Consider the following 21,328-nt stretch of genomic DNA (forward strand, 5'->3'; position numbering starts at 1 on the left):
ATTATTATTAACTATTTTTACCAGAAATAATAGAAAATATTTCCTTAAAAAACTCAGGCGGCCACAGAGTTACTATGGCCGTACCTGAGTCGTATCTTGAAAAGAGCTTTCTGACACACCGGGCGGCTTAAACACTACTTTTACTTTACTGCCCTTATTTACCTTAGTACCCGGTTTGATACTTTGGCTGGCTGCCAAGCCGGTTCCCGATGCCTCTAAGTGCAAGCCGAGATCTTCCAGAATTGCTCCTGCCTCTTTAATTGTACAGCCGGTTAAGTCCGGCATGGTTACCTTTCCTGCCGGCAACTTACTGGGCGCAGTTAAATTCAGCACTACCGTAGTGCCACTCTCTACCACCGCACCCGCTTCGGGAACCTGCTGATAAACTATATCGCCGCTACCGTTAGTTTGAAAGGCTAACCCTGCCGCGCGCAGTTCATTTTGCGCCTCATGCAGCGGCAGATTAACAACGTTGGGTACTTCCACCAATGTGGTTTCTTCCGGTATTTCATAAGGCTTAACGGGTTTTTTCATATCCCTTGTTTCCGGAACGCCCATGTAGCGCAGTACGTCACGAGCTAACGAACTAAAAACGGGAGCGGCCACTTGGCTGCCGTAATAAATGCCCCCCTTGGGTTCTCGCACCATTACCAGCACGGCAATGCGCGGATCATCCACCGGAGCAAAACCGGCAAATGAAGAAACATATTTTCCGCTAACATAGCCACCGCTGCTGCCGACAACCTGAGCGGTACCCGTTTTACCGCCCGCCGGATAACCTTCAACATAGGCATTTATCCCGGAACCCTCTAAAACAACTTTTTCCAGCAGTTCCCGCAGCTGCCTTGACGTATCTTCAGAAATAACCTGCCTTACTTTTTTCGGTTTAATGGTTTTCACTACTTTGTTTTCGCTATCTCTGATTTCCTTTACAATGTGGGGCTCCATTAAATGTCCGCCGTTTATTGCCGCCGACACCGCAGTGATTAGCTGTATCGGAGTTACCGCAATGGACTGGCCAATGGAAATGGTTGCCAGGTTGAGGTTAGTACACTCTTTCTCGTCAATTACCAAGCCTTTAGCCTCACCGGGGAGCTCTATACCGGTTAACTGGCCAAAGCCAAAAGCGCGAATGTACTTATAAAATTTTTCCTTGCCTAAATTCAAACCCACTTCAATAAAGCCGGGGTTGCAGGAATTCTGAATTACTTCTTCAAAAGTTTGGCTGCCGTGACCGCCACCCTTCCAGCAGCGAATGCGTCTGTCCGCTACCTTAATGTATCCGGGATCATAAAAATGATCCGTAGGTTTAACAGTGTTTTCTTCTAAAGCTGCCGCTGCTGTAATGATTTTAAAAGTAGAGCCCGGTTCATAATTATACCACACTGCCGGGTTGCGGTCCCAAATAGATGACTGATAATCCTGCCATTTATTAGGATTAAAGGTGGGACGGTTGCCCATAGCCAATATTTCACCGGTTTTGGGGTCCATGACAATGATTACCGCGTTCTCCGGTTGGTAGGTATCGACGATCTTATCTAATTCCCGCTCCACAAAGTATTGAATTGTCTGATCAATGGTTAGGACCAAGTTGTTGCCGGGATGGGGCGGAATATATTCATGCATGGCGTGAGGTATCGGACGCCCGGCGGCATCATATTCAATGACAATTTTTCCCGGCACTCCCTTTAGTTCCTCATCAAATGTTTTTTCTATGCCGCTCAAACCCTGGTTATCCATTCCGGAAAAGCCCAAAATGTGCGGAGCCAAAGCTTCCTGTTTATAAAAACGTTTGCTTTCTTCAGCAAATCCGATTCCTTCCAAATTAAGCTTTTTAATTTTTTGGGCGGTATCCCAATCAATTTTTCTTTTGATCCATTCAAAAGAGCTCTGCTTATTTAAAATCTTTAAAACTTTCTCTTCTTCCATCTCCAAAATCTCAGCCAGTTGCTTAGCCGTCTTCTCTTTGTCGGTAACATGTGAAGGAATGACATAAACCGAATCTGAGCTGATACTGGTAACCAATTCATTCATATTTCGATCATAAATAGTTCCTCTTTTGGCCTCTACCGGTACTTCCCGCATACGGTAGGTAGCGGCCTCACTTCTCAATTCATCTCCGCGTACAAATTGAATCCAAGCCAGCCGAAATACTAAACATAATAAAAGGACAAGCATTCCTATAAAAAGCAAGGCAATGCGCTTACGAATAAATATGTTGGTTCTCATTGCTACCTCCTATTGCCCTGCCTTTCCCAAAGCTTTAAGAATTCCAGCGCTGCATTAAATCGGTAAACGCCTGCAAAAACCTGTTGCGAGGATTAGTTTCTTTTTCCGGTTGTTGGGGCAGGGTGACACTTTCCATGTTTTGACCTTGTTTTTGCGCCAAAGTTTGCTTTAATGTTTCATTACTTGTTGTTAAACACTCTTTATCTACCAAAACCACATTCTCTTGATCAGGCTTAACCATGCCCAGTTCATTAACGGCAATGGCTTCAATTTTCTCCAGTGAGGTTAACTCATTTACCTTTTGTTCCAAACTATGGCATTCCAAGCGCAGATCAGCCAATTTAGCCTGCATTAAATCAATCTTATACCCCATGTACGCCACTTGGGCATAGTAGTAAGCAACAAAGCATCCGGTAATAAAACAGCTCAGCACCAAGCTGATAAGAATAATTTTTTGGTTTACCGACAGTTTATGGGATTTTGCTTTTGGTTTCGCTTGTGACTGCTGCGGAATATTTTGTGAACTTTCATAATCCAATTTTTCCCTTGCTAATATCAAAATTTATTCACCCTTCCCGCACTTTAGAACCTAGGACAATTTTTCTACAATACGCAGTTTGGCACTCCGTGCTCTGGGGTTTTGCTCCAATTCCTCTTTTGACGGTGTGATTGGCTTTCTGGTGATAATTTTCACTTCTTGCTTTTTATCGCATTGACATACCGGCAACCCACCCGGGCAAATGCAGCTTTTAGCCAAGTAATTAAATGTTTCTTTAACAATGCGGTCTTCTAAAGAGTGAAAGGTAATCACAGCCAAACGACCGCCCTCTTTAAGAGCGTGCACCCCCTGCGTCAAAGCATCGGCAATAATATCCAATTCATTATTCACCGCTATCCTCAACGCCTGAAATGTGCGCTTAGCCGGATGCGGCCCGGAACGGCGTGCCGCTGCCGGTATAGCTTTTTTAATTACTTCCACCAATTCAAATGTGGTTTCAATAGGCTTGATACGGCGCTGCCGGACGATAAAAGCGGCAATGCGTTTAGCCCATCTTTCTTCACCGTACCGGTAAATAATCTTGGCCAGCTCCCCTTCCGAAAGCTCGTTTACCAGCTCTTTTGCGGTAACGGGATTTTCCGGGTTCATCCGCATGTCCAACACCGCATCACTCATATATGAAAATCCTCGCTCTGCATTGTCCAGTTGAGGGGAGGACACCCCTAAATCAAAAAGCACACCGTCTACTAATGGAATATTTAATTCTTCCAATACTTTAGACAAAGAACTAAAATTGGCATGCACCGTGATAACCCGTTCGCCAAATTCTTTTAATCTTTCGCCCGCAGCCTTTAAAGCAGCGGGATCTTGATCTATACCGATCAGTTTTCCGCCGGGAGACGTTTGCCGCAGTATTTCTCGGCTGTGTCCGGCGCCACCGAGAGTACAGTCAACATATATACCGTTGGGCTTTAAATTAAGCCCGTCTATCACTTCATCCAGCATTATCGGCGCGTGATAAAATTCCACTTTGCTGCGTCACCTGCCATAAATTTAGCCACCGTGGCTGAACGGCCAACACCGTTCACTACATCATTTGCTTACGCAATCGCCTAATCATCCGTCAACGGTAAATACCGTGGCTACTTGAGTTATGCTTTTTCTTAACCTAAGTAATTTCCAATTAGTGATTGATCTATTAGTTTTACTAAAAGGGGGGATTTCAGAGAAGGTCAACGATTTTTTCTGCAATTTCCTCAAAGTTTTCAGCGGCTAAATTGTTATACTCATCCCAACGCTCACGGGACCAAATTTCTACTCGGGAGGAAACACCTAATACGACGACATCTTTGGATAACCGGGCATATTCACGCAGGTTTGCCGGTATCAGTATCCGACCCTGCTTATCTAATTCACATTCTGTGGCTCCGGAAAAGAAAAATCTAACGAAGGCCCGGGCATCTGCCCTGGCAAAGGGCAGTGACTTAAGTTTTTGTTCCAGTGCGGCCCATTCTTGCCGCGGGTAAACAAAAAGGCAGTTATCAAGCCCCTTGGTAACAACAAAGGAGTCACCCAGGCCTTCTCGGAAGCGGGCGGGGATAATTAACCTTCCTTTGGCATCAATTGTATGGTGATATTCTCCCATGAACATACCCGGTCACCCCAATAGTGGATAAGCTCTACCACTTTCCACCACATCACACCACTTTAATTCCACGTCGATACAAAAATTCCTTCCACAAATGGAAGAAAAAGAAAAAAAGTAGGACCAAAAGCTATATTTTTTAATGCTTTGGTCCTGCTTTTTTTATTAGCTATTAAATTTTTATCCAACTTCTTTTTCGCCGGTTGAAAACGGCAACCCGCTTATACCCCGCATCCTTAATAAGCTGCACAGCCTGTTCAATCCCGGCAGCTACTTGTTCCGGTTTATGGGCGTCTGAACCAATGGTCACCGGCACATGATACTTATTCAGCCACTGCAATAAGGCAAAAGCCGGGTAAAGCTCCCTTGCGGGCACACGCAACCCGGCAGTATTAACTTCAACGCATACACCGCTGGCGGCAAAAGTTTGAGCTACTTTTTGGTAGAGGTAATTGATATTTTGCCGCGGCCGAAAACCAAACTTTTTGATTAAATCAACATGGGCGATAATATCAAATAGGCCGCTGGCAGCGGCAGCACAAACCGCTGCAAAATATTCTTCATATAATTGCAGCAAATCATATTTTTGATACTCGGCAATGTATTTTTCATTGTCAAAGCTCCAACCCTTTAAGTAATGCACTGATCCGATAACGTAGTCCAGCGGCAGCGAAGAGATAATCTTAGCGGCAACGGATTCCTGTCCCGGAATGTAATCTACTTCCAATCCTAATTTAACCTGCATATCCGGGTTTTGTTTTTGCAGTGCCAAAACCGTTTCCACATAGTCGGGCAGTTCTTCTTCCGCCATGGCATAGCTTCTGTCTCTTTCCGCTTGCGGCAGCCAATATAAATAGACGTGATCGGCAAAACCTACTTCGGTAATGCCGCGCTTGCGGGCTGTATCCAGGTAGGCCTGCATACTTCCGGACGCATGTCCGCAGCGAGCGGTATGCAAGTGATAATCAATCGGCAAAGGCTATCTTCCTTTCAGTTTATAATTCCTCTACCGCCGGCTGCCAGCCAATTTTTTGCAGCAGCGGCGGATACATCTGCGGTGTAATTTCATTAAAGGGCTTGTCCAGCAGGGCGACACAAATTGCCTCCGTCACATTGGCTCCAAATGACCGCCCACCTAAGTTAGGGCCGCTGGTAACCAGGGTTTTTATTCCCCGAGAGCGCAAAAGCTGTCGATCATTATCGGTGACGGTACTGGTAATAATTTTTCGCCCCGGCAGCTCAAGGGGCATGTAACGGCGGATAAAATGAAAGTCCCCGGCAATAATATCTGCACTCTTAAAGACTCTCTCCCACCGCGGCTGTGATCTTTCCTGCTTTTTGCCCAATGGATAAAGGAAGCTAATCGGCAGTTTGCTTAAAACAGGCAGCGTCAATTTGGCTGCCAAAGCAAAGGTTTTTAATGAATAAAAAGGCAGCGGCAGTTTTAAACCAAACAGGGCGTCACCGATTATCAATCTGCAACCGGCCTCGGCAAAGGCCTCTCCTAAATGCCAGCGATCCAGTGCGGATACAAGCAGCACCCGCTCCCCGCCGGCCGGCCATCCGTACTGCTGCTGCAGAAAAGGTACCAATCTGCTTTCTACCGCCTCTTTAACCCCCGAACCGTCTACCAAGGGAGTGTGCTTTACTATCCCGGCCAGTTTTTGCCCTTCTCTAAAGGGATAGCGGTTAACTCCGACTTTAAAATGAAGATTAATGCCGCCTAAGGCCAGCACATCTACTTTGCCATCCAGTTCGCGCAACATTTCCGCGGCCCTTTGCAATGAACCGTCGGCAGCAACCCTTTCTATCCGCAGCCTTTTATTTAGAACATTCAGTTCTACCACATGGTTTCTGGCAGCCGAACCTAAACTTACACTGACAATTCTTTTCAAAACAACCACCACTGGTAGTTTGTAGCAGAGCTTAACTTAATAACTTTTTTATTTGGGGAAGAAGTCTTTCCGTCTCTACCTCTCCCTGATCTATCGCATATTTAATGCGGTCAAAATCAAGGGGACCGATATCCTTTAAAATCGGCCTAATTAGCAAATCCGCATACTGATCCAGTTCCCTTTTGATCGAGTCGTGCCGAATGATATCCAAGGTTTGCAAAAGCAGATGCGCTATCCCGTTCACCGGCGTACAGAGATCTCCGTCATAACCGACATCCACTGCCAGGACAACATCTGCTCCCAAATCATACAGCACCTCTGCCGGAACCTGTTCACGCAACCCACCGTCAATTAGCAGATATGTGCCAATTTTTTTCGGTTCAAACAAGCCGGGTACTGCCGTACTGGCTCTTACCGCATCGGCTGCTTTATTGCCGGGTAAGTAAATTTTATCTGCTACGTAGGCACGATAAAGCGGCTTATGGACAAATATTACTTTCGAGCCGCAGTTTATATCTACCGTAGTAATTGCCAGCACCATTTTTAGTTGGGCAAAGCGAACATCGTGCAGATATTGACGGAGAAATTTTTCTAATCTTTTCCCCTTCATTAACCCCAAAGGAGTTGATAGCGGCCAGGGGAGTTTAAAGAAACCGCAAACAGTACTGGCCATAATCATAAATAAGTTTATTAATGTTGACCAGGTGTCATACACGTCCCGGGGTTTTAGCGAAGTAAAGATCTGCTCAATTTCATCCAAGGAATAACCGGCAGCATAAAAGGCAGCCACAATACTGCCGGCGCTGGTACCGGCAATGATGTCCGGTTTATATCCTTCCCGCTCCAATACTTTCAGCACCCCAACATGGGCTGCGCCGCGCAAAAACCCCCCGCCCAGCGCCAAGCCTAATTTCTTCACCCAAACCACCTCATTACATACTATGATTGGTTTGGTGCATCTGACACTTTAAGCTGCGCTTGCCGCCTTTTGGTTTTTAAAGTGTTAGTTCCATCTTTTTAGCACTTTTCCTGCTGTCATATACTTGGGCGGCTAAACTAAATTATCGGCAAAACAAAAAAGCACCTTAATCGGTGCAATTCTTACAATAACCGTATATCTTTAATTCGTGATTGGTTACTTTAAAATCATGCTCTCTCTTCACCTGAGATTCCAGTTCATCCAATAAATCCTCGTTTATTTCTATAACCTTACCACACTTTAAGCAGATTACATGATGGTGATGATGACCTGAACTTTGGTAGCCAAATTCATATCTTTTACGGCCGTCACCAAAGTCTACACTGTGTATTATGTCGTTATCATAAAAGAGCTCCAAAGTGCGGTATACCGTAGCCAAACCGACTTCAGGTGATTTTTTTCTTACTAAATGGTAAACCTCTTCAGCGCTTAAATGAGTATCTTTGTTTTCTAATAATACGCGCAAGATCAACTCTCTTTGCGGAGTAAGCTTATAATCCTTAGACCGCAGTTTGTTACTGACATCATCAATAATATTCTGCAAAACATCACCACCAAATTACCTTTTAATAACAGTATAGGTTTATTTTACACTTCTTGTCAATGCTATCTTATTCGTCTAATATAATAGTTTGTTCTTCTTTTATGCTTTCTTGATTTTAGAAATTTCACCATGATAAATATGCCGGCTAATAATGCTACTGCCCGCATTGCCTTAAACCAAAAATAAGTCTTCAGCGGTCTTTCTACGGCACTGCCGGAAACAAGTTTTGCTGTGGATATTAACTGTGAACCGTCGTAAATTGCCAGCTTGCCTAATTCTGTTCCTTTAGCGAACGGAGCGGTAGGTTCACCGTCCAAATGTATTTTATGTCGAATATCCGGTTGATGTTCTTTGGGGAAATTGTAGTAGACATCTTCTGCTGCCAGCAAGGAAACCTCTTCTTCGCTGTATTTAGGATTAATTTTGCCGACTGGGTCACCTTTTGACAGTATTTTTTGCAAGTAAAAATTATCAAAACCGTAGTCTAAAAGCTTTCTGGCATCTGCCCAGATGTTTATTCCTTGGCTTTTCAACACTACCGCAATCAGCCTGCGCCCGTCTTTTTCGGCCGCTGCTACGATGCACTGCTGGGCTTCATTAGTATACCCGGTTTTTACGCCAATTGCTCCTTCATACAGCCACAATAAGCGGTTGTGGTTAATTAACTCCATCGTTGGCTCTACATACTCGGTGCGATCAATCACTTTGGTTTTAGTGGCGGCAATTTTAGCAAAGGTAGGATTATTTAAAGCATGACGGGCAATTACCGCCAAGTCATAAGCGGTGGTGTAGTGCTCTTTATCGGGAAGTCCGTGGGCATTGGTAAAATGGGTATTTCTGGCACCAAGTTCAGCGGCCCGTTTATTTAATATCTTGGCAAAATTCTCTTCCGACCCTGCCAAGTGTTCGGCAATGGCTACCCCGGCATCATTGGCGGAGTTAAGCATCAAGGCATACACTAAATCTTCCAGGGGCAACTGCTCGCCTTCCTGCACCCAAATAGCCGAACCTTCGGTCAGGCTGGCATTTTCACTTACCGTTACTATTTCATCAAGACTGCCCATTTCCAAGGCCACAATAGCAGTAAGCATTTTTGTGGTGCTGGCCGGATACATCCTTTGGTGGGCCTTTTTCTCATATAATACCTGGCCGGTTTTAGCATCCATTAAAACCGCCGTTTCACCGACCAACTGCAACTCGTCAGCACATGCCGCTGAGCCGGTAGTAATAAAGAACAATATTAATAAAATGCTGCCTATGCTTGTCCTAAAAATACCCATGCCATGATCACCTGTGTTATATCTTTAAGTACTCTTCTTTTTGCCAGTTATACCACATAATTATGACCAACACTAACACAGCAATTCCGGCCATTATCGGCATAACGGCTACACCCTCAATTAAGCTAAGTACTTTAATTAATTGGGCGACAATACCACCGATAACAAAAGCCAGGGCAAAAATTGTCAGCCAAATCGCCGCTCCCTGCTTCCAACCCCGTTCTTTAATTATAATCATCGCGGTGGCAATGCAGGGAACAAAGAAGGTAATGGTAGTTAGAGCTACAAATTTCTGCAGCGGATCCATCGGTATAGTAAACATTCCGGCAGTACCAAATTCACGTCTGATTAACCCCATGATAAATCCGCCGGCTACCTCTTTCGGCAGGCCTAGTAGGCTTACCGTCAACGGAACCAGCATATTTTCAATGGCTAAAAGCATGCCGGTAACTTCCAGCACACCAAGAATCAGTGACCCAATTATAAACAGCGGGGTTGCTTCCCGGATAAAATCAGTAGATTTGTACCAGGTCTTTTGTAAAACATTAGACATCCGGGGCAATCTAAGGGGCGGCAAGTCAAGCCACAAAGCAGTAGAATGTCCGGGCAAAAAACGGGCTAAAACCGTTCCGGCGGCCACCAGTGCCGTCAACAAAATTAAGCCGTAAGCAAGCATGTAGAAAAAACCCAAACCCGCCAGCATACTGGTGATAATGGCCATTTGAGCGGAACAAGGAACGGTAAAAGCCAATAAAAAAATAGCAATTAATCTTTCCCGGTCAGAGCGCAGCATACGGGTGCTCATCGTAGCCATGGTTACGCAGCCAAAGCCCAAAATCAACGGTATGACACCCTGGCCGTTTAGACCTAATGACATTAATACTCTGTCTAACAGCGCACCAATTCGGGGCAAATAACCGCAATCTTCTAAAATAGAAAGCACAAATTGAAAACCGACCACCAGTGGCAGCAGCAAGCCAAACAAGTAAGTTATCGCCATGGTGAGTATGCCGAACTGCCCGGCAAGAATAGTCCAAAGAGCGGTACCCTCATCAACAAAAATTCCCAATAACTGCCTGACCATTGGCTGGTAATACTGTTCCATAATTACGCCTTCGGTAAAGTCAACCACAGTTTGCGCGACAAAAACACCCACCAAAAGATAAATTAAAAATAAAGTGATTAAAAGCAGCGGTATACCGGTGATAGGCTTTAGCATCCAGCGGCCGATTTTTGTACCCCATGATGCTTCTACGGTTATTTCCCGCACTGTAGCGGCAACCAAATTATTAACATGTTCCCGACGCAATCGATAAATTTCATCTCGCTTATTTTCCGCACCACAATTGTTTCTCTTGGCGATATCTCGGTCTCCTTCGGCAATAAGCAGCGCTTCTCGCGGGGTATATTCATTATAGTTTACCAATTCTTCAATACCCGGTGTAATATTACCTAACCGGGCTTGACTTACAGCTTTTTGCAGTTCGGTTAAACCGTCACCGCTGACAGCAACGGTAGGAATAACCGGCACACCGAGCTTTTTCTCCAGCAGCTCCCGCTTAATATACACCCCTTGCCTTTTTGCTTCATCCATCATATTTAAAGCCACAATTACCGGTATTTTCGCATCTATGAGCTGCTGAGTGAGAAATAAATCCCTTTCTAAATGTACCGCATCGACGACACTAATCACCAGGTCAGAACGCAAAATGATGTCTCGGGCAATTCTTTCTTCTTCGGTAAATCCGGATAATCCGTAAATGCCCGGAGTATCACTGATAATATAAGAACCCCAGCGACCGCACTTGGTATCAACCGTTGTGCCCGGGTAATTAGAAACGTCATTATACATGCCGGTTAATTGATTAAAAATAACCGACTTGCCAACATTAGGATTGCCGACTAAGGCGATGTTTTTTATATGGTTATCAGGGGTGAGTTGAACACTCACTATGCTGCACCTCTTTTTCTACAACAATTATTACCGCAATAAATCTACTTCAATATTTCTGGCTAAATTTCTTCCAATGGCAATTTCCTGTTTGGCCTTACTGACAATTATCGGGCCGGCGGGGACGATTTCCTGACACTTGACCACAGCCCCTTCGGAAATGCCAAACCTGGTAGCTTGTACACGTACCTGTTCATCTTCAATGCTGCGAATGACAACTTGCTGCCCTTTTTTTATTTTGTCCAGTGTCATCTGCACCCCAGCACCTCTCAGTTTATAGAGAATTGTTTTCAATCTCAATTATAATCTGGAAATATACACAATGGCAATAACTAATTAATTATAACCCAAGTAAAGCAACCTCTTATATGTAAATTAAGGATAGATCTAGGCAAATGCCCAAATCTATCCATATATTTGGCTGTGTACAGATAATTATTTATTAATCAAACTTTTGTCTAACCGTCTGCCAGAAAGTGTCATCTTCTAAGCCCAATCTCCATACTGCGATACCGGCAATATTATATTGTTTAGCCAGGTCTAATTTTATGGCCAAGCTGTACTTATTTTCAAACCAAGCCTCATGCTGAACATCAGTGTAATACTTAATATAAGGTGAACTGCTGGTATTGTCCCATTGAATCGGTCCGTACTGTTGCAGTTTGTAAGCATTGCGCCATAAAATCGTCTGCGTGCCTTTAGGTGACCAGTCATAACCGTAAGCGGCCACACCCATTAAAATCTTTTCCCGCGGCATTTGACTGCTGGCGTATTTAAGCACCTTATTTACCCAAGGAGCGGATGCAATTGGTCCGGGACTGCCCCCAAACCAGTGCTCATCATAGGTCATCAGCACTGCATAATCAACCAGTTGACCAATTACTTGATAATTATATGCGCCGGACCAGCTGTTGTTGGGCATGTCCATTGTTTTGGCCGGAATGGCCACTGTCAGCAATTTCCCTTGGGAATGAAGCACATTTCTTAGTTCTCTTAATAGAGTATTGTATTTTTCGCGGTCTTGAGGGGGTACCCCTTCAAAATCAATATTAACACCGGCAAAATTATATTGATTGACTAATAAGTTAATATTTTGCACTAATCTATTCATATTAGCCGGTGAATTTAATATTTTGCTGACTGATTTGCTGTCTATGCCGTTTGCCATATTATGTACTACCAGCAGTGGCTGAACATTGTTTTTGCGGGCTATATCCATTCCATCCTGAGGAACACTTCCTACCAAGTTGCCGTCCTCTTTCACTGCAAAGCAAAATTTGGCTGAAAAATTAATGACGTCACCGTTATTTGCCAATGAGTTATATGACAGCTTGTCCTGCACGCTGTTCTTTACATAGTAACCCAGCACCACATTGTCGCTTTTTTTATTGTCCTCAGGAAACATAACCTTCCAATCTTCCGCCGTTACTCGACCGTCTACCGTTAGGTTGTTTTCTTTTTCAAACGCCATTACCGCCGCCAGTGTAGTCATGCCAAAATGGCCGGTAAGCTCACCTTCCGGGTAGAAGCCGGCCCTTTGCAGTTTTTCTTGCAGCAAACGCACATCTTCGCCTTGTGAGCCCAACTTTAACTCCGTGTCCCCCGGTAATGCCAGGGCAGATGCCGGCAGAGCAAAAACCGCCACTACCATAAGCAATAAAAAAAGGTATCTCCTTATGCTCATAAAATTCCTCCGCAGCAACCTGTTTTTTTGACCTACACATCTATCTTATCAATAAAACAGTTAGTGCAATAGATATTAGTTATTACCATTTATGAATAATATTGGTTTTTACTGCGGATTATTTTTCCGTTTTGGCCAATTTGGGGAAAACCTGTCCGGCATAAGGCAATACCCAAGCCCGGAAGTTTGGGCCATGCTTTTCTTTTACATAATTAAGTGCGCTTTTTAAACTGGGCTGATTAGTAAAAAATAACTTTTCACAGGTATCCTTTGACAGTTCTGATACCAGTAATATTTCATACTTGCTAACCAACTTGGCTAAAACATAAGCTTTGTGGCCGCCCAAAACAAATTGCTTAGAAAAGCGCTTGATAATATCCTCAGGTTTTCCGGCAGAGGCAATCCACTCGGCAAATACGTTGTCTCCGTAACCTTCCTGACAGCGGGCACATATTACCAAAGTGCCGCCTTCAGCGGTTATATTGGCTGCATTGATAATTGCTTTTACCGCCTGGTAAACATTTATGTCCCGCGGATACCCCCCGCAACTGGCAATGGTAACCGGACAGCGATAACCTACTTCAACAGTGGATAATTTACGGCAAAAATCAACTCCCGCCTCCCAGGCACTTTTAAAATTGCCGGCCACCGCCGCTACAATTTTATTTTGTTCATTTGTCACCACATTAAGAATAAAGTTCAATTTCACCATGTCGGCGGCTTCATTCATCTGCTGTCGAATCGGATTATCCTGCCAGCGGCCGATACCGATTTCCGGTTGCCGCATCATGGCATGATTTGCTTCAATTACCTGCCGTCCGGCCACTGCCGGTAAAATTGACTTCGCTCCCCCGGAGTACCCGGCTAATTTATGCGGAACAATCAGTCCCAAAGCTATTTTTAAATCAGCATGCGCCACAGTAGAATTAATGAGCAGTTCGCTTCCATCCGACAACCAACCAACTGAAGTTAAATTCCGGTCACAGTCGTGGTTTTCCACAATATATTTTAACAACAGCTCCTTGCCCAAAGCCTTTTCTGTCTCTTCAAGAGTATTTGCCCGGTGACAACCGGTACCGATAACAATGCGTATTTGCTCTTTTGTCAAACCGCCCCGATGCAGCTCATCAAGTACCGGCGGCAGCATCTCTTGATAAGGAATCGGTCTGGTAACATCACTGATTATAATTACCGCTTTTTGGGGCTTAATTTTCTTCACTAAAGCAAACAGAGTGGGACTGTCAATGGGATTAGCCAGAGCGGAGGCAATAACTTCTTCCGGGGATTTTAATATAGGCTGTCCCTTAGGCAACAAAATGCCGGCAACATTTTTTTCGTCAATTACAGCTTCCAGATATGTGTCCCCATAAGGCAGTTTAATTCTCATATTTATATAATTCCTATAAAAACTTAAATTATGCTTGCCATGGGCTTTTTCTTCTCTCGTTCTTTACAACTAAGCACTGTAAATTCTTAAAGGGGGCATTTTAAGCTACAAAAAACCCGGAGGCGCTTACCCCCGGGTTTAGCCTTCAATATTTTTTTCATCTAAAGTTACCTTTAATGTAAGCCGCTGATTATTTCTTTCAACAACTACGGTAACCCGATCGCCGATTTTTTTGGACTGCACTTGAGAAATCAATTCATCGGCCTTTGTTACCTTGTGGCCATCGAAATCGGTAATGATATCACCCGGCAGTATTCCTGCCTTAGCCGCCGGACCGCCGTCTATGACATTAGCAACTACAACGCCCTGATCTGTTTGTTGAATTTCCACTCCTAACCAGGGGCGAATTACTTTACCGTGCTTGATTAACTGGTCCACTACATTTTTTACCGTACTTGTCGGTATGGCAAAGCCGATACCTTGAGCTTGCGCGTTAATAGCGGTATTAATACCAACCACTTCGCCGTTTAAATTTAATAGCGGCCCACCGCTGTTGCCGGGGTTAATAGAAGCGTCAGTTTGCAGCAAATGTTCGTAATGGCGATCGCCAATATTTACCGGGCGTTCTTTGGCACTGATTACACCTACCGTAACGGTATCTTCCAACCCAAAGGGACTGCCAATGGCAATAACCCAGTTGCCAACCTTAATGTTTTCGGAACTGCCTAATTTAAGATAAGGCAAATCTTTATTCACATTTATTTTTAACACCGCCAGATCCAAGTCATAGTCCGCTCCCACTATTTCTGCCGGAACTGCCTCCTCCGCTCCCTTCAGCCGCACATATATTTCATTGGCTCCGCTAATCACATGTTCATTGGTCAATATGTACCCATCTTTAGAGATCAGAAAACCCGAACCCAATCCGGGGCGCTCTTGAGTATAGGGCTGAAGCGAATCACCAAAGAAATGTCTAAAAAAGGGATCGTTGAGAAAAGGATTATCGATTTGCTCGATAGACACGGTTTCAATTTTAAGAACTGCCGGACTGACCTGCTCGACAATATCTGCTATCGTATTGGGCCCTATCCCCGGATAGGTAATAGAAGCGTTATCCTCCTGCTCCGGTTTCTCTGCCTCTTTGCCGGTGTCATCGGCTTGCCCGCAGCCAACAACAACCGTTAATAATATTATAACAAGCAAGCCTAATAATTTTTTCTTCTTTGCGGCCACAGCAATCACCTCAATATAAAGATACATTATATATTTATCCACACACCTTAAAAACAAAACCCCTACCCAGGGGTTTAATTTAAGCAGCTGATATTTACATCCGGTAGTTGCAATTCACTTTCATCAATTACTTTGGTAATGGTGACATTATTTACCGTGGATAGATCAAGATATAGGTTATTTAATATCGGCCTGCGCTCAGAATCAAAAATTACTTTTACTTTTGGCCGCAGCGACATTCCCGGCTTTGTTTCCATCACTACCGCAATTTCACCGGTATTTAGCTGAACAATAGTGCCGTAAGCGTAGGCCGCCACATGATCTAAAAATGTTTTTACCAAATCATACCGAAACAAATAGTTTCCTGATGCGGCAATCATTTCAAAAGCCTCGTGAGAGGGAAAAGCCTTACGATAAACCCGATCGGCAGTAATTGCATCATACATATCTACCAAGCCGATTATTTGGGCAAACTCGTGAATTTGTTCACCCTCCAGCCCTTGAGGGTATCCTTCCCCGTTGTACCGTTCATGATGCTGATAAGCGGCAACGCATGCGGTAATGTCGACATCGAAGTTGGCTTTTAAAATTTCATAGCCCCAGATGGTATGCTTTTTAATAATTTTAAATTCTTCTTCTGTTAACTTGCCCGGTTTATTTAATATCTCATCCGGCACTTTAATCTTGCCAATGTCATGCAACATTGCCCCCACCGCTAAAGAAGTTAATTTGCTTCGGTTGTAACCAAGGGCAATTCCGGTAACCAAGGCCAAAACCGCTACATTAACGGAGTGAGCAAATACATAATTATCTTTGGTTCTAATATCAGTTAAATTAACAACTAAATTATTATTGCTCAACAGTTCATCAATAATTTGGGTGACGGAATCCAGTACTTCTGCCGGCGCAATAATGTTTTTCGATTTTATACCTTTACTGAAAACATTTTTTATATTTTTTACCGCCTTCAGTCTGGTTTCGTCGGCAATTACATCCTCTACTTCCGCTTCCGCAAGCAACCCGTCATCAATGTACACAGCCGGGATATCCAGCTTTTTTAAGCGTTTTAAATAACTTTGGTTTAAAATAGCCCCTTTTTTTAACAGAACATTGCCATTACCGTTATAAATAGTACGGGCTATTTTCATTCCCGGCCTTAATATGTCTACTGGTAATTTTCTCATGATACACTCCGCCAGATTTTCTGATTTTTTATAATATTAAAGTGTATTCTATAATTATTCGGCTTATCCTGCTTTAAATGTAAATTATATCTAGTAAACTAACAGATTTCTCAAACTAAAATAAAAAAGTGCGAATAGTTACATTCGCACTTTTTAAAAATTATTATCTTAAGTAAAACAGCATTAAATAACCGGTAGAAATAATTATGGAAAGAATCATCAGCGGAAACGCTACCTTCATATAGCCGATAAAGGATATATGGTGTCCTTGCTTATCAGCCAAACCGGAAACAATTACGTTGGCAGCCGCTCCGATAATGGTACCGTTGCCGCCCAAGCAAGCCCCCAGGGCCAATGACCACCAAAGGGGATTTAAGTCAGTAAATACCTGCATTCCCTGCGGCCCCATTTCTAAAATCATCGGAATCATGGTGGCCACAAACGGAATATTATCTACAAAGGAAGAAAGTATTGCCGACAACCAGAGGATTAGCAAACCTGTGGCCATCAGTTCTCCACCGGTCAGCTCAATGGCCTTTTCAGCAATCCAGGCAATTACACCGGTTACCTCTAATGAACCGACAATGGTAAACAAGCCAACAAAGAAGAAAATGGTCGGCCATTCTACAGTGAGGAATATTTCTTCCGGATTAATCCTGGTAATCAGCAGCAGCAGTGTGGCCCCGGCCAACGCAATAATTGAGTTTTCTATGCCGAGTGCACCGTGCATCGTAAAGCCAAAGATGGTAATAGCTAGCACAGCCAATGATTTTTTCATCAGTGCTACGTCTTTCAATGCTGCCTTTTCATCAAACTTCATAATATTTTGCTTTAATTCATCGGTAGTAATTAGGTCTTTGCGGAAAATAACGCGTAAGATTAAAATAGTTACAATAAATACCACAATGGCAACAGGGGTTAAATTATAAATAAATTCCATAAAACTTAAGCCGGCCGGTCCGCTAATCATAATGTTCGGCGGGTCCCCAATCAGCGTTGCCGTACCGCCGATATTAGATGCCATAATTTCAGTAATCAAGTAAGGAATGGGACTTACGTTTAATTCCTTAGTAATGGAAAAAGTTACCGGCACAACCAATAATACCGTCGTCACGTTATCTAAAAATGCTGACGCTACTGCAGTGATTATAGCCAAAGAAACCAGTATGCGCATCGGCTCGCCTTTGGCTTTTTTAGCAGACCAAATTGCCAGGTATTCAAACACCCCTGAGCGTCTGGTGATGCCGACGATGATCATCATCCCGATTAAAAGGCCGATGGTATTCCAGTCAATTTTGCCGATCGCTTCTTCAAAACCTATGATGCCGGCAAAAAGCACCACCATCGCACCCGCCAGTGCTACTACGGACCGGTGAATTATTTCGCTCATAATTAGTGCATATGTAATGATAAAGACAATTACGGCAAATATCACATCAAAGTTCCCCATTTTTCTCTCTTACCTCCTCATAATATAAATGATGGCAAGTTTCTTTATTTTACAGATCACCTCCATAAACACCGGACTCCAAGTTGCTGATGAGATCCAGTATACAGAAAAGCTATTTAAATTTTTAGTTAATATTGTTATTATAAGTTAATTTATGCGCAATGACAACAATCTTTGTCACTATTAAAAAATTAATTACAACGGTAACAAAGTGGATTTTGCTGTTTTATTTCCATAACTTGCTTATTTATTTCTAAAATTCATACAATTACCAATCTACATAAAGACATTATAAATTCATTATTAACCAGCTACATATTATAATACATTTACGGTCAAGCATCACCCCAAAATTACAAAAATTTTCGACATTAATTAACATTTTAAAGAGAAGAATCACTGCTCTACTGAACTGGCCTCTGCCAAGTGGGGTGGCAAAAAATAAACGCAACCCTAACAAGAGGGTTGCGTTTTGTTAAACCATAAAAATATATATGCTCTGTAAAGAACTAAATATGAACAGCCAGATAACATAGAAGAAGATAGTTGCAGTTAGTACCGTAAATCACAATTGGGTTTTTAACTCTTCCTTATTCATTTTACATTCCAGGCGTTTAATTTCTTTTCCCTGATCCAATACTATTACAGCAGGTGCTGCTGCTATTTTGTATTTTTCGGCCAGCTTTTTCTTTGTAGCCATATCTACTTTCACTAATTTATAGGTATTACCCAGCTCATTATTTACTTCTTCTAATAAAGAGCTGAATTCTAAGCTCTCATTAACCTGAGCGTTAAAGAACAATAGCAACACCTTTTTATCACTTTGTAAAACTTCTGCGTTAAAGCTGCTAAGCTCTTCAATATAGCGTTCAGCAGCTACCGCTGCAGTAGCTCCGTCAGCGGCTGCAGAAACTACTTGCCTTAAGTATTTCACCCGACTGTCTCCGGCAGCATATACACCCTCAATATTGGTCTCCATTAAATCATTAACCGGGATATAGCCTCTTTCATCCATTTCAATGCCGCTGCCTTTCAAAAATCCGGTAGATGGCACCATACCGACAAAGAAAAATACTCCTTGACATGGAAAATCTTTAATTTCCCCTGTTTTTAGGTTTTTAAGTTTAACGCCTTCCACGCTGTCTTCGCCTAGAACTTCTATCACTGTTGAGTTCCAGATAAACTCCATTTTCTCGTTCTTAAAGGCTCTCTCAGCACTTACTTTATTGCAATCCAGTATTCCTTCATCATGTAATACTATAACTGTAACCTTATCAGCAAATTTTGTGATAAACATGCCTTCTTCGATTGCTTGGTCACCGCTGCCTACTACTACCACATGTTCTCCCTCAAAGAACTCGGCATCACATGTGGCACAATACGCTACACCACTGCCTCTCAGCCTTTTCTCGCCGGGGATATTAAGTAACCTTGGCTCACTGCCGCAGGCAATAATCACCGCTTTAGCAGCAAATTCCTCCCCTTTTTTAGTCTTGATCACCTTTTCTTCTTGGGAAAAGTCTACGCTGACTACTTCTCCCTTTAAAAATTCCACTCCAAAACTTTTAGCATGTTCATAGAAATCCCTCATTAAATCCGGGCCGCTTATTTGTTTGTAGCCTGGGTAGTTGACAATTTCGCGAGTTGTGTCTACCAGACCACCTATTGCCCCTTTGTTGATCACCAAAGTTTTTAATTTTGCCCGGCCGCCATATATGGCAGCAGTTAGCCCTGCCGGGCCTCCGCCGATAATAATCAGATCGTAAATCTCCATCTCTCCCACCATTCCTTTAAGTTGATATTAACCCAGTATCTCAGCTATTTTATCTTCTACTGCCTCTTCCTCAACTTTACCGGCCATTTTTCCTTGATATTCTCCTTCATTAAAGAACAATATTTGTGGTACTCCTTTTAAGGAAAAACGTTGATATAGGCTTTTATCCTCTTCCACATCTACATAATAGAAGCCAAACTTGCCTTCATATTTCGGTTGCAGCTCTTCTAGCATCGGAACGACTTCTTTACAAACATGGCAAGATTTTCTGGAAAAGACTACCAAGCAAGCTTCGCCGCTATCGTAGATAATTTCATCAAAGCTATCCGGTTTTAATTGTTCTAAAGCCATTTTAGATACACTCCTTAAGTTACTGATATTTTCAAAGCTTCGTAAATGTCTGTAGAAGATTAAGTTTGTACAATTGTACTTGTTGACTATCTAGATTCAATACCTGCTGCAAACGCCTTCTCACAATACTCAATAAATTTTATATCCTCATCCTTTAATTTCCGATTGCGTAAATACATCAAAAAGATCGGGGTCTTGTGATCTAAACCGCATATCGGTATGCTGCGCACAGAACCGTTTTCGATATAGGGATTACCATATCCTAACGATTTCAAATTCACCAAGCAATATTCCGTACGCGCAAGACAATTCATTGCTACATTCAAATCATTTGCCAAAAATACATGGTTAGGCGCACTATTCGCTATTTTTAAATAGTAACTTCTCTCACGTTGTTCATCCAATTCCATAGTAATCAGGGGTAGTTCCACCAGTTGGTCAATAGAGATACATTTTTTTGACCAGTAAGAAGATTTTTGTCCGACGTAAAGAGTGGATTCATCCTCACTTATTTTTTTAAAAAAGAAGGTGCTATTATTTTGGGCGTTTGAAGCTAAACCAAACCAGTCAGCAATTATTGCGAAATCTGCACTACCTTTCTCGAAGGATTCAATTATTTTACTATTGCTCATTTTTTCAATAGAAAAACTAAATTTCTTTCCTCTTTTGTTGATATAGCTAATTATTTTATCAAAATACATGTCATTTATAGCATAGTTTGCTACTATTTTTAACTTTCTTTCATGACCTTCACCTTTACAGATCGCTTTAATATCGGAAATAGCGTTTAATACATCGTTAATTTTATCCTCAATGTTTTTATATGCCGCAGTAGGCAGCACGCCATTTTTAGTTCTAATTAACAGAGTTGTGCCAAGTTCATTTTCGAGCTTTATTATTTCTTTGCTGAAGTGAGATTGGGACATGAAATTTTTTTCCGCTGCTGCTGATATAGAACCACACATGACGGCATCCCTTAAATATAAAAGTTGTTCAATTTTCAACTTTCTTCACCCTTTGTATACAATATACTATAAGTAATATATCATACTCACTGAGTAATCGAAAATACATAAAAATAGCCTTTTAGGAGATGCCCTTCATTCTGTGGAAGACATGCTTTAAAGCCTATAAAAGTTGAATAACCATAATGAGGAAGTCATGTAATTTAGGTGTTCAAGCAGGAGACTTCTCAAACTATGGTTATTCAAACTATGGTGACTTAAACTGCAGCAATTTACAT

General features: G+C 42.6%; 19 protein-coding genes. All 19 read right to left on the reverse strand.

All coding sequences use genetic code 11. The features are described 5' to 3' along the window. Positions 1–72: 72 nt before the first annotated feature. Entirely contained in the window at positions 73–2,229 is a 2,157-nt protein-coding gene (locus ACZ5NG_RS09325) for a stage V sporulation protein D (protein WP_464251543.1), read from the reverse strand. Positions 2,230–2,263: 34 nt separating this feature from the next. Next, positions 2,264–2,788 carry a septum formation initiator family protein gene (locus tag ACZ5NG_RS09330; RefSeq protein ID WP_464251544.1) on the reverse strand — a complete coding sequence of 175 codons (525 nt, stop codon included), beginning with the start codon at positions 2,786–2,788 and terminating at the stop codon, positions 2,264–2,266. Positions 2,789–2,818: 30 nt separating this feature from the next. Continuing rightward, the gene (gene rsmH, locus ACZ5NG_RS09335) at positions 2,819–3,757 is read right to left on the reverse strand and encodes a 16S rRNA (cytosine(1402)-N(4))-methyltransferase RsmH (protein ID WP_464251545.1); all 939 of its coding nucleotides are present in this window, start codon (positions 3,755–3,757) and stop codon (positions 2,819–2,821) included. Positions 3,758–3,950: 193 nt separating this feature from the next. Continuing rightward, the gene (gene mraZ, locus ACZ5NG_RS09340) at positions 3,951–4,379 is read right to left on the reverse strand and encodes a division/cell wall cluster transcriptional repressor MraZ (RefSeq protein WP_464251546.1); all 429 of its coding nucleotides are present in this window, start codon (positions 4,377–4,379) and stop codon (positions 3,951–3,953) included. A gap of 166 nt (positions 4,380–4,545) precedes the next feature. After that, positions 4,546–5,349, reverse strand: a complete 804-nt coding sequence (locus ACZ5NG_RS09345; RefSeq protein WP_464251547.1) for a histidinol-phosphatase HisJ family protein — start codon at positions 5,347–5,349, stop codon at positions 4,546–4,548. A gap of 19 nt (positions 5,350–5,368) precedes the next feature. Beyond that, the gene (locus ACZ5NG_RS09350) at positions 5,369–6,277 is read right to left on the reverse strand and encodes a quinate 5-dehydrogenase (protein ID WP_464251548.1); all 909 of its coding nucleotides are present in this window, start codon (positions 6,275–6,277) and stop codon (positions 5,369–5,371) included. Between the two features lie 22 nt (positions 6,278–6,299). After that, positions 6,300–7,187, reverse strand: coding sequence for a patatin-like phospholipase family protein (locus tag ACZ5NG_RS09355; RefSeq protein WP_464251549.1), 888 nt, complete (start codon positions 7,185–7,187; stop codon positions 6,300–6,302). Positions 7,188–7,353: 166 nt separating this feature from the next. Then, entirely contained in the window at positions 7,354–7,791 is a 438-nt protein-coding gene (locus ACZ5NG_RS09360; RefSeq protein ID WP_464251550.1) for a Fur family transcriptional regulator, read from the reverse strand. A gap of 62 nt (positions 7,792–7,853) precedes the next feature. Next, positions 7,854–9,071 (reverse strand): D-alanyl-D-alanine carboxypeptidase family protein, encoded by a 1,218-nt coding sequence (locus ACZ5NG_RS09365; RefSeq protein WP_464251551.1) that lies wholly within the window; start codon positions 9,069–9,071, stop codon positions 7,854–7,856. Positions 9,072–9,087: 16 nt separating this feature from the next. Beyond that, the gene (gene feoB, locus ACZ5NG_RS09370) at positions 9,088–11,022 is read right to left on the reverse strand and encodes a ferrous iron transport protein B (protein WP_464251552.1); all 1,935 of its coding nucleotides are present in this window, start codon (positions 11,020–11,022) and stop codon (positions 9,088–9,090) included. Between the two features lie 30 nt (positions 11,023–11,052). Continuing rightward, a complete protein-coding gene (locus ACZ5NG_RS09375) occupies positions 11,053–11,274 on the reverse strand; it encodes a FeoA family protein (RefSeq protein WP_464253144.1) in 222 nt (73 codons plus the stop codon). A gap of 190 nt (positions 11,275–11,464) precedes the next feature. Continuing rightward, positions 11,465–12,706 carry a glycosyl hydrolase family 18 protein gene (locus tag ACZ5NG_RS09380; protein WP_464251553.1) on the reverse strand — a complete coding sequence of 414 codons (1,242 nt, stop codon included), beginning with the start codon at positions 12,704–12,706 and terminating at the stop codon, positions 11,465–11,467. A gap of 118 nt (positions 12,707–12,824) precedes the next feature. Further along, on the reverse strand, positions 12,825–14,093 hold the full coding sequence (gene larAH6 / locus ACZ5NG_RS09385) for a nickel-dependent malate racemase, LarAH6 family (protein WP_464251554.1): 1,269 nt from the start codon (positions 14,091–14,093) through the stop codon (positions 12,825–12,827). Positions 14,094–14,231: 138 nt separating this feature from the next. Next, positions 14,232–15,368: a S1C family serine protease gene (locus ACZ5NG_RS09390; protein ID WP_464251555.1), complete on the reverse strand. Its 1,137-nt coding sequence runs from the start codon at positions 15,366–15,368 to the stop codon at positions 14,232–14,234. Positions 15,369–15,400: 32 nt separating this feature from the next. After that, positions 15,401–16,510 carry an HD-GYP domain-containing protein gene (locus ACZ5NG_RS09395; protein ID WP_464251556.1) on the reverse strand — a complete coding sequence of 370 codons (1,110 nt, stop codon included), beginning with the start codon at positions 16,508–16,510 and terminating at the stop codon, positions 15,401–15,403. Positions 16,511–16,673: 163 nt separating this feature from the next. Further along, entirely contained in the window at positions 16,674–17,960 is a 1,287-nt protein-coding gene (locus tag ACZ5NG_RS09400; RefSeq protein ID WP_464251557.1) for an ArsB/NhaD family transporter, read from the reverse strand. A 565-nt stretch (positions 17,961–18,525) separates the two neighbouring features. Next, positions 18,526–19,734, reverse strand: a complete 1,209-nt coding sequence (gene trxB, locus ACZ5NG_RS09405) for a thioredoxin-disulfide reductase (protein ID WP_464251558.1) — start codon at positions 19,732–19,734, stop codon at positions 18,526–18,528. A gap of 27 nt (positions 19,735–19,761) precedes the next feature. Beyond that, a complete protein-coding gene (locus tag ACZ5NG_RS09410) occupies positions 19,762–20,085 on the reverse strand; it encodes a thioredoxin family protein (protein ID WP_464251559.1) in 324 nt (107 codons plus the stop codon). A gap of 86 nt (positions 20,086–20,171) precedes the next feature. After that, positions 20,172–21,089, reverse strand: a complete 918-nt coding sequence (locus ACZ5NG_RS09415; RefSeq protein ID WP_464251560.1) for a LysR family transcriptional regulator — start codon at positions 21,087–21,089, stop codon at positions 20,172–20,174. Positions 21,090–21,328: the final 239 nt, after the last annotated feature.

This window comes from Desulfovectis peckii, assembly GCF_055391705.1.

What these genes read in the sequence shown, in the direction of transcription:
- ACZ5NG_RS09325 (WP_464251543.1), bottom strand. Translation starts at nt 2,229, where the DNA reads ATGAGAACCAACATATTTATTCGTAAGCGCATTGCCTTGCTTTTTATA.
- mraZ (WP_464251546.1), bottom strand. Translation starts at nt 4,379, where the DNA reads ATGTTCATGGGAGAATATCACCATACAATTGATGCCAAAGGAAGGTTA.
- ACZ5NG_RS09365 (WP_464251551.1), bottom strand. Translation starts at nt 9,071, where the DNA reads ATGGGTATTTTTAGGACAAGCATAGGCAGCATTTTATTAATATTGTTC.
- ACZ5NG_RS09375 (WP_464253144.1), bottom strand. Translation starts at nt 11,274, where the DNA reads ATGACACTGGACAAAATAAAAAAAGGGCAGCAAGTTGTCATTCGCAGC.
- ACZ5NG_RS09380 (WP_464251553.1), bottom strand. Translation starts at nt 12,706, where the DNA reads ATGAGCATAAGGAGATACCTTTTTTTATTGCTTATGGTAGTGGCGGTT.
- larAH6 (WP_464251554.1), bottom strand. Translation starts at nt 14,093, where the DNA reads ATGAGAATTAAACTGCCTTATGGGGACACATATCTGGAAGCTGTAATT.
- ACZ5NG_RS09395 (WP_464251556.1), bottom strand. Translation starts at nt 16,510, where the DNA reads ATGAGAAAATTACCAGTAGACATATTAAGGCCGGGAATGAAAATAGCC.
- ACZ5NG_RS09400 (WP_464251557.1), bottom strand. Translation starts at nt 17,960, where the DNA reads ATGGGGAACTTTGATGTGATATTTGCCGTAATTGTCTTTATCATTACA.
- trxB (WP_464251558.1), bottom strand. Translation starts at nt 19,734, where the DNA reads ATGGAGATTTACGATCTGATTATTATCGGCGGAGGCCCGGCAGGGCTA.
- ACZ5NG_RS09410 (WP_464251559.1), bottom strand. Translation starts at nt 20,085, where the DNA reads ATGGCTTTAGAACAATTAAAACCGGATAGCTTTGATGAAATTATCTAC.